A 15,404-nucleotide genomic window follows, 5' to 3' on the forward strand; every position below is an offset into this window, starting at 1 on the left:
AAGGTTCTAGATGTTATCTAGGACTACAAACTCTCTTATTGATCTGGTTTCCCTCGAAAAAGAAAAAATCAATATTCTATTCTCTTTTGCGGACCAGATTTCTTTGAATACGCTACAAATCCCAAAGGGCTTCGGCAAAACCGGAACCCTTTTGTTTTTTGAAGCTAGCACGCGTACGCGAATGAGCTTTGAAACGGCGGCTGCGCGCTTGGGAATTTATCCTTTGTTGCTTGATGGAAAATCAGGCAGCAGTTTGGAAAAAGGCGAAACTTTCGAAGACACAGTTCTGAATGTCGCGGCAATGAATCCGTCGTTCATTGTTATTCGCAGTGGTGACGAACTTGATTTCAATGATCTAAGTAAAAAACTTTCGATGCCTGTGATCAATGCAGGTTGGGGAAAGAAAGGGCATCCAACGCAAGCGTTGCTAGATGCTTATACAATTCGCAAACACCTTGGCACTTGTGAAGGTCAGCGACTATTGATCGTTGGAGATGTTCGCCACAGTCGAGTGGCGGCGTCTCACTTCGAGCTTGCGAAAAAACTTGGATATGAAGTGGCGCTCTGTGGGCCTTCCGAGTTTTTACCAGAACATCCTTCACAAAAAGTATTTGCCAGCCTTCATGAAGGTTTAAAGTGGGCAACTGCTGCGATGGCCTTGCGTGTACAACTTGAGCGTCACGAACAAAAATATTCTTTAGAGACATATCGCGATCTTTTTGGATTTACGAAAAAGAATCTGCAACACTTATCTGCAAACTCGTTAATTATGCATCCAGGCCCCATCAATCAGGGCACGGAGTTGGACAGCGATGTTCTTCACGATCCGCGCTGCAAAGTTTTAGATCAAGTCTCTAACGGGGTTTTGGTCCGCCAAGCACTGCTTTATAGTTTATTGGAAGGAAAGTTATGACGGCATATCTTGTACTAGAAAGTGGCGAAACTTATAAAGGCGTTTGGCAGGGCGGTGAAGATCGCGCTGGTGAAGTTGTCTTTAATACTTCGCACTCTGGTTACGAAGAGATTGCGACAGATCCTTCTTATTTTTCTCAAATTGTGGTGATGACAGCGCCGATGCAAGGGAACTATGGCGTAGAAGATGCCGTGTGGGAATCAAAACGTTTATGGATCGAAGGATTCATTTGTTTGGAACTGCAAGATTCAGAACGCGATCATTCTTGGAAAAAACGCCTGACTGATAACGGTATTCCGCTTGTCACTGAAATCGATACGCGCCAATTGGTTTTGCGTTTGCGTAGCGGTGGCACTCCCTGGGGCGCTTTAGTTCAAGCTGCTAGTGAAACAGAAGCGAAACAAAAAGCTGAAAAATTGATCGCTGCTAAGAAAACTTTGGATAAAGACTGGGTCTATTTGGCTTCACGTAAGGAAACGGAAACTCGCCAAGGTCAAAACATGGTGGGGCCGCGTGTGGCGGTACTAGATTTCGGTAGCAAAGAAAACATTCTGCGTGAATTAGAATCGCGCTGCTCAGAAATTAAGATCTTCAATAGCCGCGCTTCCATGCAAGAGATCATGGACTACAATCCCGATGGTATCATGCTGACAAACGGTCCCGGCGATCCGGCCGATGTCAAAGTGGCGATCGGCACAGTTCGCGAACTTTTGGGTGTGAAACCGATCTTTGGCATCTGCATGGGCCACCAAATCTTGGGATTGGCCTTGGGCGGGAAGACATACAAGATGAAATTCGGTCATCGCGGTAGCAATCACCCGATTCAGGACTCGATTTTACAGCAAATTTACATGACCAGTCAAAATCATGGCTACGCTGTTGAGCAAAGCACTTTGCCAGAGGACGTTAAAGTCACTCACATCAACCTAAATGATGGCACTGTGGCAGGTTTTTATAGTGAAAAAAGAAAGTGTTTGGGAATACAATATCATCCGGAAAGTTGCCCAGGACCGCATGAAGCGTCCGGGTTATTTAGTTTCTTTGTAGAGCGGATGATATGAACGAATACGAAAAGATAATTGAAAAGATTCTCAATCACTTTGTAAGTGATGCGTTTAAGGACGAACTAGCATTGGCGAAAAAGGAATTTTTCGAAAATGCGGGAACTTTGGATGAAAATGCCCAACACTACGAATCTCGTATGGCGCAGTTCTATGACTGGTACTTCTTCACCAGAGAACTTGTGGGTTACAAGCAAACTCCGTTGGAAGCTTGTCACTTGGTGCGTGAACTACGTTTCACTCCAGAAGAAATGGACATCATTGAGATTCTAAAACAGCACCGTCATTCTCTTTTTGAGTTCATCAAAATTAAGAATGGCGACGTTTACATCAAAGACTTGCTTGCGAATAAAAAACTTATTGTGAAGCAATCTCCATATGTATTCGGTTTTGATCCAGATGAAATTTTTGAAGTGCGTTTGATTCCTGTAGGGGACTCATTCATCTTCACACGCGGCTTCTGCTTCCATCCAGAAAGCGCGAAGAAGTTCATCTTGAGCGAAGTAAAACGTCACAGAAAAGATCCGGATTTGGATCCAGACGTGATGATGCTTCGTCTGATCAAGATGCGCTATAAATTTGAACAGTATAAACACGTAAGGCCCGAAATGATTTACTCGAACGAAGGTAAATTGGGCATTTAAAAACAAGGGAGTGAAGAGTGCCGCGTAAGTCCGATATTAAGAAGGTTTTGATTATTGGTTCTGGACCTATCGTTATCGGGCAAGCCTGTGAGTTTGATTACTCCGGCACTCAAGCCTGCAAGGCTCTGATGAAAGAGGGCCTTGAGGTTATCTTGGTGAACTCCAATCCCGCAACAATCATGACGGACCCAGAAATCGCAACACGCGTTTATGTGGAACCGCTCAAAGTCGACTATCTCGAAAAAATTATCGATAAAGAAAGACCCGACGCTGTTATCCCAACATTGGGTGGGCAAACGGCATTGAATCTGGCGTTAGATCTGCACGGCAAAGGCATTTTACAAAAATATAAAGTGCAATTGTTAGGAGCGACACCACAAGTGATCAAAGCCGGTGAAGATCGTGAAATCTTCCGCGGCATTCTTGATAAAATCGGTGCGGGTTATCCGAAAAGCTACATGATCCGTACTTTCGAGCACGGCATGCAGATCGCTGAAGAGTTAGGTTACCCGTTGATCCTTCGCCCGAACTACACACTCGGTGGCGGTGGTGGGGGTATCGCGTACTCTCCTGAAGAATATAAAAAGATGTTGGTGGGTGCACTTCACGAAAGCCCGACATCGGAAGTATTAGTTGAAGCCAGCATTCTTGGTTGGAAAGAGTACGAACTTGAAGTCATGCGCGATTACAAAGGCACATTTGTTGTCGTTTGTAGTATCGAAAATCTAGATCCGTGTGGTGTCCACACGGGTGACAGTATTACGGTGGCTCCGCAACAAACTCTAAGCGACCGCGAATATCAAGCGATGCGTGATGAGGCTTGCAAGATTATTAACGAAGTTGGAATTCAAACAGGTGGCGCGAATATTCAATTCGCTGTTCATCCGACAACTCGTGAACGCGTGGTGATTGAAATGAATCCACGTGTAAGCCGTTCGTCAGCACTTGCAAGTAAAGCAACCGGCTTCCCGATTGCAAAAATCGCAGCGTTGTTGTGTTTAGGTTATAGTCTTGAAGAAATCACGAACGATATCACGAAAGTGACACCTTCTTGTTACGAGCCGGCACTTGATTATATCGTCACAAAAATTCCACGTTTTGCTTTCGAAAAATTCCAAGGTTCCAAAGACTCTTTAACGACACAAATGAAAAGTGTCGGCGAAGTGATGGGCATCGGTCGCACTTTGCAAGAATCTTTGATGAAGGCTCTTGCAAGTCTTGAAAAAGATCCGGAAGCGATTCGCGAAGTTGAATTAGAAACTGGTAAAGTTTCTTATCCAAACAGTCAGCGCATCTACCATCTTTTCCAAGCGTTCCGCGATGGAAAAACTATTGCTGACATCGAAGATCTGACGGGGATTAATCCGTACTTCCTAGAGCACATTGAAGCTTTGGTGAAGTTTGAAAGAAAATTTAAATCGGAATTTAAAGAATCCAACGAAGACCTTCTAAGAGCAGCAAAACGCAAAGGTTTTACTGATGCGCGCTTAGGCGCCTTGATTGGTCAAAGTGAAAGCTATATTCGCGAATTGCGCGAGCAGTTCAAATTGTTCCCGGCCTTCTTGCAAGTCGATACATGCGCGGGGGAATTTGCTTCTTCGACGCCGTATTTCTATTCGACATATTGGTCACAAGTTTCTGCGACAATTGATAACGCAAAAGACGCTGTTGTGATTATCGGCAGTGGCCCGAACAGAATCGGTCAAGGTATCGAATTCGACTATAGCTGTGTTCGCGGTGTAAAAGCTTTTCAAAAAAGCGGCACGAAAGTCATCATGGTCAATTCGAATCCAGAAACGGTTTCAACGGACTATGACACGTCAGACGTATTGTTCTTTGAGCCGCTGACTGCAGAAAGTCTTGGCGAAATCATGCGTTTCATGAAGCCGCGTGGTTTTGTTGCTCAATTGGGTGGTCAAACGCCAATCAATTTGGCTCCTGAATTGGTGAAGGCGGGATACACTCTGCTTGGTTCTTCTTTGCAAACAATCGACTTAGCGGAAGACCGCGGTTTATTCACAAAGATCTGCCAAGAGTTGAATTTTGCGATTCCAAACTCGGCCATGGCGGGGGCTCTTGAGGACGCCTTAATTCACGAGAAAAAAGTCGGTTATCCAATGATCTGTCGTCCAAGTTATGTTTTGGGTGGCCGTCGTATGGAAGTGATCGAAAATCGTGATGAATTGATTTCATATTTCCAACGTCATGCTGATTTTATCTCTGCAGATAAACCATGTTTGATGGATCAATTCTTAGCTGGTGCCCTTGAAGTCGACGTAGATTTAATTCGTGGAGATGATTGGACACTGATTGGTGGCGTTGTTGAACATATTGAAGCTGCCGGAGTGCACTCGGGCGACTCGATGGGGGTTTTGCCGCCACAACGTTTGAAACCAGAAACATCAGCACGCATTGAAGAGCTCAGCATTTTATTAGCAAATCGTATTGGTGTGATCGGCCACTTGAATCTGCAACTTGCAGTGAAAAACGATATCGTTTACATGCTTGAAGCAAATCCGAGAAGTTCGCGTTCGGTTCCGTTTGTTGCCAAAGCAACCGGCATTCCATTGATCGATCTCGGTGTCGCTGCGATGCTTGGTAAAAAACGTAAAGACTTGCATCTCGACAATATGAATTGGAGAAACGCACCAGCGGTTTCCGTGAAAGGTGTTGTTTTCCCATTCAAAAAATTCCCAGAGGCAGATTCTATCCTGGGTCCTGAAATGAAATCGACAGGCGAAAGCATGGGGCGCGGAAAAGACTATTCTGAAGCTTTGGCGAAAGCGTTCTTATCAAGTAATATTCGTTTGCCGAAAACAGGCCAAGTGTTCTTCTCTTTACGTGATAAAGATAAAGAAGCGATGTTGCCTTTGGTGCGTGAGTTACAACGCATGGGTTACGGCGTTTCTGCAACAACGGGTACGGCCTCATTCTTTAACGATAAAGGTGTGAACTGTTTGTCACTTCGTAAGGTCGATGAAGGTCGTCCGCACTGCGTGGATAAAATCCGCTCGGGTGAAGTGGCGTTCGTTATCAATACAACATCGGGTAAACGTGCGATCGAGGCTAGCTTCGACATTCGTCGAGCTTGTACGGACTATAATATTCCATGCATTACTGAAAGTGATGCAGCCGAGGCGTTTGTTCTTGCTTTGAAAAATGAAAGAAATGAGTCATCATCAGTCGAAGCATTACCGTCGATGGAGGCCTTTTGATTAAGCTCGTTCTTTTAGCTGTATCCTCTTTGCTTATTTCTGTAGTTGGTCAGGCGCAAACTGTCGCCGCCAACGAGAAAGCTCCGAATGAAATTACGATCGGGTTGATCCCCGGCGGTAATCCAGAGGTTCTAAAAACGCAAAGTGTAGAACTTGCTAAAGAATTGCAGGCAAAAATCGGTTTGCCGGTAAATATTTATATCTCTAAAAATTATGCGGGCCTAGTTGATGCAATGAAATCTAAGAAAGTGGATTTCGCTTTCTTTACTTCATCAACTTACGTGTTTGCGGAACAACAAGCGAATGCCAAAGTCTTATTGAAGAAAGTGTGGAATGCCCCTTTCTATTATTCGACGATCATCGTTCCTGCTAAATCTAAGATTAAAAAGTTAGAGGACCTAAAGGGTAAAACGATTGCCTTCGTCGATGAGCAATCTTCTTCAGGTTATTTGTATCCAAAAGTAGCTTTACAAAAGAAGCACATTGATGACAAAAGCTTCAAGCAAGTTATTTTCAGCGGCAATCACAAAGCTTCGATCGAATTGTTAGAGCAAAAAAAGGTCGATGCAGCAGCAGTCTTTAGTGATGATGAAAAAGGGACGCAAGGTGCCTGGATTCATTTTGGTAATGGCAAAGACAAGTACCGTAGCATTTGGATGAGTGCACCGATCCCTAATGATCCATTCTGTGTTCGCCAAGATTTTTACGAAGAGTATCCTAAAATCACCCACACTTTGATGTTCGCGATGATCGATATTATGGATCAGGCGAAAGACAAAAACGCATATTCTGAAATTTTGGGGACTCAAACCTTGATGCCAGCCACTTCTAAACAGTATGATCCTGTTAAGGAGATGGTGAAGGCTCTAAATATCGAGTTAAAACCATAAATTATTAATGGCAGCTCTTTCTGTCGAAGGATTGAATAAGACATTTCGTGGCGGACTTTTTGAAAAAGACCGTCAGGTTTTGCGCGACATTAATTTCTCTTTGGCAGAAGGCAAAACGACAGGTTTTGTGGGCAGCAATGGCGCCGGTAAAACGACGACTATTAAATGTCTTTTCGACTTTATCCATCCCGATTCAGGCAGCATTAAATTTTTTGGTCAGTCGATCAATAGTGATGTCAAAACGCGAATTGGTTATTTGCCAGAACGTCCTTACCTCTACGAATTCCTGACGGGTGTCGAGTTTCTGAAGCTTCACTGGAATCTGTGTTATGGCTCGAATATGAAAGACTTCTCTGCGCGGGCAGAAGAAAGTCTGCGCAAAGTCGACCTCATGGAAGCGAAAGACCGTCGTTTGCGTACCTATTCTAAGGGTATGTTGCAAAGAATTGGAATTGCGCAAGCGATTCTGACTCGTCCTGATTTGCTTATTTTAGATGAACCGATGTCGGGATTAGATCCCGATGGTCGCGCGATGGTTAAGGACATCCTTAAAGAAGAGCAAAAGCGGGGAGTCACTTTATTTTTCAGCAGTCACTTGCTGCAAGATATGGAAGAGCTGTGCTCAGATCTTGTCGTTATTAATAAAGGACAAATTCTTTATACAGGCGCATTGCAAGCCTTCATGTCTGAATTCCACAGTCTTGAAAAAGCCTTCCAAGTGCAAAAGAATCGCGAGGCTTCGCGTGGCTAAGGTTTTAACTCTGGCAAAAACAACATTGCGTGAAATGCTCCGAGAAAGAGTGTTCCTCGTTGTCGTAGTGATTGCGGTTCTGCTTTTTGCTTTGAGTTTTCTTTTAGGAGCATTGTCGTTAGCAGAGCAAAGAAAAATCCTGGCCGATTTTGGTTTCTTGGGAATTCAAGTTGCCGTCTTAGGCGTATCGCTCTTTTCTGGTTCTTATTTGTTAGCGAAAGAAATTGAAAAGCAGACGTGCTTATTGATTCTTTCAAGACCGGTCAGTCGTGATCAGTTTATCTTAGGAAAAATTTTGGGCGTTCTGGCGTTGAACGTTATTTTGGTCGCTTCTTTGGGTGTGTTATTAGCGCTGCTGTTGGGATTGTGGAATACGCCTGCACAAATTTTAAGTTTCTTCGAAATTTGTTTCAGTCTGTGGATGGAAAGTGCTGTCGTTTTATGTCTGGTGATTGGACTGAGCTTGGTAGTTCGTCCGGTCCTTGCTCTTTCATCTGGATTTGTGATCTTTCTTCTAGGACACTGGCTTTCTGACTTGGCCTTCTTCGCAGAAAAAAGCAAAGAAGAATTTTTCGTGATGGCCGTTAAAGTTTTGCACTGGTTGGTACCAAATCTTTATCGTCTGAACTGGAAATCAGAATACTTCCTGCAAAATGGAATTCCGGGTAACCAAATTCTGTGGATGTTAGGACATATGCTGGGTTGGTTCTTGATCTATCTTGTATTTACGAACTTCTTCTTTAGGAGAAAAGACATTGTTTGATCTCGATACCACATTTTATGTTCTTTTCTTTGTTTTAGGCGCCATTTTTGGCAGCTTTGGTAATGTCATTATTCTGCGTTTACCAAAAGAAGAAAGTATCGTGAAACCTCGCAGTTATTGTTACAGCTGCAAAAAACCTATCAAATGGTTCGATAATATTCCTATTTTAAGCTGGTTCATCTTGCGCGGAAAATGCCGCAACTGTGGCGCGAAATTCTCGTTCCGCTATCCCATGGTTGAAATCATTACGGGGGTTTTGTTCGCACTCAGCTATCATTATGCAGGTCTTACTTGGTCTTTGCTTGAATATTTGATTTTCTGTTTTGGCCTCGTCGTGTGCACATTTATTGATCTTGATCACATGATTTTGCCGGATGAATTTACTCTTTCAGGTATTGTGATTGGCTTGATCGGAGCGTGGTTGAATCCTCAGCGCGAATTCATGGACGCTTTCTTTGGCGTTCTGATGGGCGGCGGATTTTTGTGGGGCATGGCTTACGTTTATTATTTGATGACGAAACAAGAAGGCATGGGTGGGGGAGATATCAAACTCCTTGCGTGGATCGGTGCGATTCTTGGTTGGAAAGCAATTCCGTTCGTGATTATGTCTTCTGCCATCATCGGAAGTGTCGTTGGTTTGGTCGCAGCCAGAAAACAAAAGGCTGGACTAAAGACTGTGATTCCGTTCGGACCTTACCTTGCTTTGGGCGCGGTTATTTATCTTTTCGGTGGCCAGACAATCGCACTGTGGTACCTAGACCTTTTTCTCCCAGGTATTAGTTAGGTTCGTTTAAACTTTGATTTCTCCTTCGTTGTTCGTCGTCGACGTACTAAAAGTACGCCTTCCTCCTCTCGCCTCGGATAAATCAAAGTTTAAAGCGAACTGTTTTTAGGATTTAGCTGCGCTAAATTTATATGACAACGCCTAGACCGCACGTTTGACATTCTATCCCACACACCTAATAATTTTAATATGTTAGACCTGTGTCTAAAGACGTTGGTCGTTGTAGAGTGCATTTAGGCATCACTTGAGAAAGCAACTTAGGAATGTTTTTTAAATCAAAGAAAGTTATCGGGCTCGATATCGGAACGAGCTCTATAAAATTAGCAGAGATGGACTTCAGTGGAAAAGGAGCCCAACTGCTATCTTTTGGTTTTGCACCAACGCCTGCCAACGCCGTATCTGGTGGTGAAATTGTCGATATCGCCTCTGTCGGTGTCGCGGTTCAACAACTGGTTAATGAAGTTCAATCCAAAAGAAAAAATATTGCCACAGCGATGTGGGGAACTGCGGTTATCGTTAAGAAAATCACAATTCCTAAGATGGATAAAAAACTGATTCGTGACCAAATTCGTTTCGAAGCAGAACAATATATTCCATTCGATATCAATAACATCAGCTTGGCCCATCATATTCTTGCGGGCAGCGGCTCTCCTGACACGATGGATGTGTTATTGATTGCTGCCCAAAACGAACTTGTCACTCAATACACACAAGTTATTGAAGTCAGCGGGTTGAATTGTGGCGTTTTAGATGTCAGCGGTTTCGCTTTGGCGAACTCGTTTGAAATGAACTATGGCCGCATTCCCGGTGAAGTCATTGGTATCCTTAACTTCGGTGCATCGATCACAAACTTCGTGGTCTTGCAAAATGGCGAAGTGATTTTCTGTCGTGACATTCCAGTGGGTGGCGCAAACTACACAAATGAAATCCATAAAGCGATGGGCGTGACAGTTCCTGAAGCTGAAGCACTTAAATTGAGCGCGGTTTCAAAACGCGAAGTGCCTGACGACGTTCATGCGATCATCAGCGCAACCAACGAAGCCGTGACTGAAGAGATTCGTTCAAGCTTGGACTTCTTAAGTGCAACGACGAACGGTTTGATCTTGAATCGCTGTTTCTACACAGGCGGAAGCTCTGTCACATCGGGACTGGTTGAAACGGTTTCGCGCGTAACAGGCATCCAAATGGAGCAATTCAATCCATTTATCAAAGTAAAAGCGAATCCAAAAAAATTCTCTCAAGAATACTTGGATCAAATCAGCTCATTCGCAGGCGTAGTAACCGGCCTAGCCATCCGCGAGATGGGAGACGACACATGATTAAAATCAATCTAGCGTCTTCCGGCGTCGGCTCAACCGCTTCAATCAATGCATCTTTGGGTATTTCGTCTGATGGTTATCTTTCGCCAGATGAAGTACGTAAAGAGGCTCTTAAGCGTCTTATCGTGATGTTGATTCCAGCAATCGGTTTGTATGCGTACCAGCAGCAAAATGTTCCGCAAAAACAAGCGGAGTTTAATTCGAAACAACAAATGCTTGCAGAGTTGAGCAATTACAATTCTAAACAAGCGGCCTCTGTTGCAGAGATTAAAAAGTTTAAAGAAGACGAGGCTCTTATTGAAGCGCGTATTGCAGCTTTAGATAAGATCTCTAAAGATCGTCATCGTGAAATTCGCGTCTTGGATCTTTTGCAACAGGTGATCCCAGAGAAAGCTTGGTTAACTCAAATCAAGATCACTCCTGAAAAAGTCACTGTCCAAGGTCTCGCGATTAGTGATTTTGAAGTTTCAAGTTTCTTAGAGGCTCTGACAAAGAGTGTATTCTTGATGGACGTAAATCTTGTAAGTTCGAGCGAAACGTCGGTCGATGGTGTTAGCTTGAAGAAGTTTGAAATTAGTTGTCTTCTGGAGCGTCCACAATGAATAAATTCTTTGAGACAATTTCCGGATACACGATTGGTAAAGCATTCATAATCGGTTTAGCGATTGGTGCCTTCTATTATTTCACGATTTATGATGACGGTTCTTCGATCGACGCACAAATGGTGACGATTAACCAGCAGTTACAAGAGCAAGAAGCTAAGAAAAAAGATACTGATGCTACTTTGAAGCAAGTACGAGAGATGCAGGACAAAGTCGGACGCTTGAGTACGCAGTATCAAGAAATTTCACGTCGCTTACCTTCAGCTTTATTTTCAATCGACATCAATAAGTCTATTGATGGCTTTGGAAGAAATGCAGGCGTAAACATTAAATCGAAGAAACCTGGTGAAAACCTTAAAAAGGAAGTCGTTGAAGAAGTTCCTGTTGAGGTTGAATTAGAAGGATCATACGGCGAGCTGGCTCAATTTGTATATCTTGTGTCATCTGCGGAACGTATGTCGCGTGTTAAGAATATTACTATCAGTGATTCTTCCCCAACGGGTGGATCAAGAAAATTAAGTTTTAAAGGACAAGTTGTAGGTTACAAGCTTGCTCCTGAAAAACCGAAAGCGGAGACGACTAAGTGAAATCTGTAAGATGGATGATGTCTTACATTCTAGTTGCCAGTCTTGGACTTTGGCTCGCCTTTGCGGTGAGTATGAAGTTCATGGCGCCCGCGCATTCTCAAGAGGCTCCAAGCAATGGCGATCTTCCTCCGGAATTTATGAAGGAAGTTGAAGCCACTCAAGTGCCGAGCGGCAAAGCGGCGCCAAGTGCAACGCCATCAGCGCAACCAGTGACGACACCAGCGGCTACTCCGAAAATGGGAAGCAATCCTTCTTCGACTGCGGCGCAACCAACGCAGCCGGCTCAGCAGCAAGTTCCTCCACCTCCACCAGCGATGGGTGATGAGATGCCATTGGGTGACTCGATGACTGCGCCGCAAGCGTCTCAAGGTACAAACACGATGCCGAGAGATGAATATATTTACGATCCAACTGGTAAAAGGGATCCTTTCAAACCATTCAAAGTACTTCGTCCTATTGCAAAAAACGAAAAGACGGAAATCCCTTTAGAACCACTACAAAGATTTGAAGTTGATCGTCTGCAAATCGTCGGAATCTTGTGGGACGTCAAAACTCCACGAGCGATGGTTCGTGATCCAGATGGAGCTGTGTATACTGTTACTAAGAACTCTAAAATCGGTCGTAACGAAGGATTTGTTGCGGCAATTCGCGAGGGTGAAATCGTCGTCGTAGAAACAAAATACGAAGAAGGAAAACCTGTTAAAGAAACTCGCGTGATGGAATTTAAAAAGTAGGCCTACACTCTGATTTTTCGGGGTACGTTTAAGGAGGAGCTAATGAACGGATTCATTAGATTAATGATTGTAAGTGCAATGATTGCCACTTTGACTTCTTGTGCAAGTCATCCTTCTCGCAGTGGTGATGATCTATCTTTAGATGATGAAGCTTCAGCAGAAGTTTCAACTGACTCTGCGGCGGCACCTGCTTCGGGCAACTCTGACGAGTTTGCTGATTTCGATGAAACACCGGCAGACAAACAAGCAAAAGCATCGAAAGAAGCTGCTCCTGCGGCGCCAGCTGGCGACCAAGATTTAGCAATTGAAGATGAGTTGAACCAAGCTAATGGTCAACAGGCTGCAACTCCTCCTGCAGAGACAATTCCGCCTGCTGCGGAAGCGCCTCCGGCCGAAACTTCTCCAACAGAAGATCCGTTTGCGAACAGTGGTATTGCGGATGCGCCAGCTCCGGCTCCAGAAGCTGCTCCAGCTGAAACAATTCCTGCTCCAATGCAAGAATCTGCTCCGGCCGTTCACGAAGTTGCACAGGCAGGATCTCCAGCCAACATCACGGATCTAAAATTTAAAGCGAATGAGACGGGTGGAACTGTGATCGTTCAAGGTGACCGTCCATTGACGTTCACAACGCGCGCGAATCCAGATCTTCATCAATATATCGTAGAAGTTGATAATGCTATTCTGCCTGAGAAATTAAAAAGATCGTTAAACACTCGCGACATCAAAGGGGCGGTTGGCGCGATCGATGCTTATCAAAATCCGGGATCAACGACAGCGCGATTTGTAATTCAAATGCGTGAGGGTTCTTCCGAACCAGCAGTTCAGTCAGAGGGCAATAGTCTTTTGATCGTAGCATCAGGAGCCGGTGCTCCGTCTCCTGAAACTCTTGCCGCAACTGAAGAAACAACAGAATCAAAAATTCTTCCAAGCCAAAACTTGACTGAATTTTTGGCCGGCAATAGTCAGTTCTACGGTAAGAAAATTTCGATCGAAACAAACAGTATGGATATCCGCGACGCTTTGAACTTCATCACAGAAGAAAGCGGCGTGAATATGGTTCTTTCGGACGAAGTAAAAGGCAATGTCAGCTTAAAGCTTCGCCAAGTGCCTTGGGACCAAGCTCTTGTTGTGATCATGCGCGCACGTAAACTTGGTTACACTCGCCAAGGAAACGTTCTTCGTATCGCTCCTTTGGCAGATTTGAAGGCCGAAGAAGATGATGCAAATAAACTAGCGGTTGCTCGTAAAAATCTAGAGCCACTTAAAGTACGCATGTTTCCAATCAGCTACGCGAAAGTGGATGAATTGGAAAAGAAAATCAAAGATTTCTTGGGTGATCGCGGTAAAGTTGTAGGTGACTTGCGCACGAATGCTTTAGTCGTAACGGACATCGAAGATAACTTGGATCGTATCGCAAAATTGATCACGAGTTTAGATACGCAACCACAGCAAGTTTTGATCGAAGGTAAGATCGTAGAGGCTCAAGAAGACTTCGCACGCGATATTGGTGTGAGTTGGTCAGCAAGCGGTTCGACGGTTAAGTTGGGTAACGGTAGCCGTGGCCCAGTAAACATGACACCTAAGTTTGGTGTGAACCCAGGCAAAGGCACTGGTGGTACTAACTTCAACTTCGGGTTAGATATCGGAACGCTCGATGTTTTCGGTTCGATCTCTGCGGCTTTGGCATTGTCTGAATCTGAGAATAAAGTGAAGGTCTTGGCTTCCCCACGTATCTTCACTATGAGTAATGAAAAAGCTGACATTAATCAAACGACTGAAGTTCCAGTTAAACAAGTGACTGTAAATGGTACGTCCAACCAGACTTCGTTCCAGTTTAAGCCATTGACGTTAAAACTTGAGGTAACTCCACAAGTTACGTCTGATGGATCTGTTATAATGAAGGTGTCCGTGAACAGACAGTTCCAAGGCGCGGTTGTGGACGCTCAATTGGGAAGTTTCCAAGTGAACTCTCGTGAAGCGAATACTCGTGTGCTAGTGAAAAACGGTCAGACGGCGGTTATCGGTGGTATCTATCAAAACGATATCCAAGATGGCGAAACGGGTGTTCCATGGTTCCGTGAAGTGCCTGTTGTGGGCTGGTTGTTTAAGACTAAAACGATTCGTAAAACGAAATCGGAATTGTTGATCTTCTTAACTCCAAGAATTATGGGGCAAGTAGACAGCGTTTCGAAAGACATCTAAGGAGAGGTAAAGTATGAAGAAGTTAATTTTTGTATTACTCACAGTACCTTACCTATTTTCGTGCAGTCCCGGAGAACAAAACTTGGAAGTGGCTGCGTCAGCTCAATCAGTGCCATTGATTCCTGCCTCTGCAACAAGTTGTTTAGCTCAACGTCAGGCAAGCACGGGAACGACGCCAACTTCGGATGTAAGCGCGTCTTACTTCCGTGTAGCTAAGTTGACGTTTACGAAAAAGAATAAAGCAAATGACATGTATATTGACCTGGTTAGGATCACGGTCGATATCCCAGGAATCTCAAGTCAGTATGTTTGTACTGTGGGTGGTGATGCCTTGGCGGCCTTAAACGCTACTTGGTACGGAAGCAACACTTCGGGCCATCAAGCTTATATTCCTGCAGGAACTGAAAGCATGACGACGGATTGTGCGCTTTATTGTGGTGGTATTGATACAACTCAATTGTTTTCTGCTACAGCAACGATGGAGATCCGTGGGTACGAACAAGCTCCGGGCAGCGATGAACAAAATCCAGTTCGTACGACAACGTATTTTACAGTCATCAACGATTAACGGATTTGTAAAACTGAATTTAAAAGGCGCAAGAAATTGCGCCTTTTTTATTTATGGCTTGATGCAAGAAATCGAATTGGGAAAGCTTGCTGAGTTTCCGCTTTGAGTAATTGAATAACAAACAGTTCCGTCAGCTTGTTTAATCTGTACAACGCTTGTCGATGTTGGAATTCCTGTACCTGTAGGCAGCGCCAACACTTCCACCTTCGTATTATCTGAAAAAGTAACGGTATTCCCAGCAGCGGAAGCTAGCGAACCGATTCCAGCAATAGACAAAGCAAATAAGAGTGACTTCATAATTCCTCCCAGTAAATTCCTCACAATCTATTTTGCCAGATTGGTCGCAACAATGCGCATTAAATAGGCAATGT

General features: G+C 44.2%; 15 protein-coding genes. 14 read left to right on the forward strand and 1 reads right to left on the reverse strand.

Annotated elements, in window-relative coordinates; genetic code table 11:
- The first annotated feature begins 10 nt into the window (after window positions 1–10).
- The 14 genes from DOE51_RS04085 (at window position 11) to DOE51_RS04150 (ending at window position 15,033) form a co-directional block, all read left to right on the forward strand.
- Window positions 11–913 (forward strand): aspartate carbamoyltransferase catalytic subunit, encoded by a 903-nt coding sequence (locus DOE51_RS04085; RefSeq protein ID WP_142695306.1) that lies wholly within the window; start codon window positions 11–13, stop codon window positions 911–913.
- Window positions 910–1,974 (forward strand): glutamine-hydrolyzing carbamoyl-phosphate synthase small subunit, encoded by a 1,065-nt coding sequence (gene carA, locus DOE51_RS04090; protein ID WP_142695307.1) that lies wholly within the window; start codon window positions 910–912, stop codon window positions 1,972–1,974. Before DOE51_RS04085 ends, carA begins: the two co-directional genes overlap by 4 nt.
- Window positions 1,971–2,618: a hypothetical protein gene (locus DOE51_RS04095; protein WP_142695308.1), complete on the forward strand. Its 648-nt coding sequence runs from the start codon at window positions 1,971–1,973 to the stop codon at window positions 2,616–2,618. Before carA ends, DOE51_RS04095 begins: the two co-directional genes overlap by 4 nt.
- A gap of 17 nt (window positions 2,619–2,635) precedes the next feature.
- Window positions 2,636–5,833 (forward strand): carbamoyl-phosphate synthase large subunit, encoded by a 3,198-nt coding sequence (carB, locus tag DOE51_RS04100; RefSeq protein ID WP_142695309.1) that lies wholly within the window; start codon window positions 2,636–2,638, stop codon window positions 5,831–5,833.
- Window positions 5,830–6,723, forward strand: a complete 894-nt coding sequence (phnD, locus tag DOE51_RS04105) for a phosphate/phosphite/phosphonate ABC transporter substrate-binding protein (RefSeq protein WP_142695310.1) — start codon at window positions 5,830–5,832, stop codon at window positions 6,721–6,723. Before carB ends, phnD begins: the two co-directional genes overlap by 4 nt.
- 7 nt (window positions 6,724–6,730) lie before the next feature.
- Window positions 6,731–7,474: an ABC transporter ATP-binding protein gene (locus tag DOE51_RS04110; RefSeq protein WP_142695311.1), complete on the forward strand. Its 744-nt coding sequence runs from the start codon at window positions 6,731–6,733 to the stop codon at window positions 7,472–7,474.
- Window positions 7,467–8,237, forward strand: a complete 771-nt coding sequence (locus tag DOE51_RS04115) for an ABC transporter permease (RefSeq protein ID WP_246845354.1) — start codon at window positions 7,467–7,469, stop codon at window positions 8,235–8,237. The genes DOE51_RS04110 and DOE51_RS04115 overlap by 8 nt, the downstream gene beginning before the upstream one ends.
- Window positions 8,230–9,021, forward strand: coding sequence for an A24 family peptidase (locus DOE51_RS04120; RefSeq protein ID WP_142695312.1), 792 nt, complete (start codon window positions 8,230–8,232; stop codon window positions 9,019–9,021). Before DOE51_RS04115 ends, DOE51_RS04120 begins: the two co-directional genes overlap by 8 nt.
- A 263-nt stretch (window positions 9,022–9,284) precedes the next feature.
- On the forward strand, window positions 9,285–10,340 hold the full coding sequence (pilM, locus tag DOE51_RS04125) for a type IV pilus assembly protein PilM (RefSeq protein ID WP_142695313.1): 1,056 nt from the start codon (window positions 9,285–9,287) through the stop codon (window positions 10,338–10,340).
- Entirely contained in the window at window positions 10,337–10,942 is a 606-nt protein-coding gene (locus DOE51_RS04130; RefSeq protein WP_142695314.1) for a PilN domain-containing protein, read from the forward strand. Before pilM ends, DOE51_RS04130 begins: the two co-directional genes overlap by 4 nt.
- Window positions 10,939–11,529, forward strand: a complete 591-nt coding sequence (locus tag DOE51_RS04135) for a type 4a pilus biogenesis protein PilO (RefSeq protein ID WP_142695315.1) — start codon at window positions 10,939–10,941, stop codon at window positions 11,527–11,529. The genes DOE51_RS04130 and DOE51_RS04135 overlap by 4 nt, the downstream gene beginning before the upstream one ends.
- Complete coding sequence (locus tag DOE51_RS04140; RefSeq protein ID WP_142695316.1) at window positions 11,526–12,263, forward strand: pilus assembly protein PilP; 738 nt, start codon at window positions 11,526–11,528, stop codon at window positions 12,261–12,263. The genes DOE51_RS04135 and DOE51_RS04140 overlap by 4 nt, the downstream gene beginning before the upstream one ends.
- 42 nt (window positions 12,264–12,305) lie before the next feature.
- Window positions 12,306–14,465, forward strand: coding sequence for a type IV pilus secretin PilQ (locus DOE51_RS04145; protein ID WP_246845355.1), 2,160 nt, complete (start codon window positions 12,306–12,308; stop codon window positions 14,463–14,465).
- 13 nt (window positions 14,466–14,478) lie between these two features.
- A complete protein-coding gene (locus DOE51_RS04150) occupies window positions 14,479–15,033 on the forward strand; it encodes a hypothetical protein (RefSeq protein ID WP_142695317.1) in 555 nt (184 codons plus the stop codon).
- A gap of 51 nt (window positions 15,034–15,084) precedes the next feature.
- Here DOE51_RS04150 and DOE51_RS04155 read toward each other — a convergent pair whose 3' ends face one another.
- A complete protein-coding gene (locus DOE51_RS04155; protein WP_142695318.1) occupies window positions 15,085–15,330 on the reverse strand; it encodes a hypothetical protein in 246 nt (81 codons plus the stop codon).
- Window positions 15,331–15,404: the final 74 nt, after the last annotated feature.

Origin of the sequence: Bdellovibrio sp. NC01 (assembly GCF_006874625.1) — a bacterium.
In the GTDB taxonomy this organism is placed as follows: Bacteria; Bdellovibrionota; Bdellovibrionia; order Bdellovibrionales; family Bdellovibrionaceae; genus Bdellovibrio.

Excerpts from the sequence above, each read along its gene's own strand:
- DOE51_RS04085 (WP_142695306.1), top strand. The coding sequence starts at position 11 with ATGTTATCTAGGACTACAAACTCTCTTATTGATCTGGTTTCCCTCGAA.
- carA (WP_142695307.1), top strand. The coding sequence starts at position 910 with ATGACGGCATATCTTGTACTAGAAAGTGGCGAAACTTATAAAGGCGTT.
- DOE51_RS04095 (WP_142695308.1), top strand. The coding sequence starts at position 1,971 with ATGAACGAATACGAAAAGATAATTGAAAAGATTCTCAATCACTTTGTA.
- DOE51_RS04110 (WP_142695311.1), top strand. The coding sequence starts at position 6,731 with ATGGCAGCTCTTTCTGTCGAAGGATTGAATAAGACATTTCGTGGCGGA.
- pilM (WP_142695313.1), top strand. The coding sequence starts at position 9,285 with ATGTTTTTTAAATCAAAGAAAGTTATCGGGCTCGATATCGGAACGAGC.
- DOE51_RS04130 (WP_142695314.1), top strand. The coding sequence starts at position 10,337 with ATGATTAAAATCAATCTAGCGTCTTCCGGCGTCGGCTCAACCGCTTCA.
- DOE51_RS04135 (WP_142695315.1), top strand. The coding sequence starts at position 10,939 with ATGAATAAATTCTTTGAGACAATTTCCGGATACACGATTGGTAAAGCA.
- DOE51_RS04145 (WP_246845355.1), top strand. The coding sequence starts at position 12,306 with ATGAACGGATTCATTAGATTAATGATTGTAAGTGCAATGATTGCCACT.
- DOE51_RS04150 (WP_142695317.1), top strand. The coding sequence starts at position 14,479 with ATGAAGAAGTTAATTTTTGTATTACTCACAGTACCTTACCTATTTTCG.
- DOE51_RS04155 (WP_142695318.1), bottom strand. The coding sequence starts at position 15,330 with ATGAAGTCACTCTTATTTGCTTTGTCTATTGCTGGAATCGGTTCGCTA.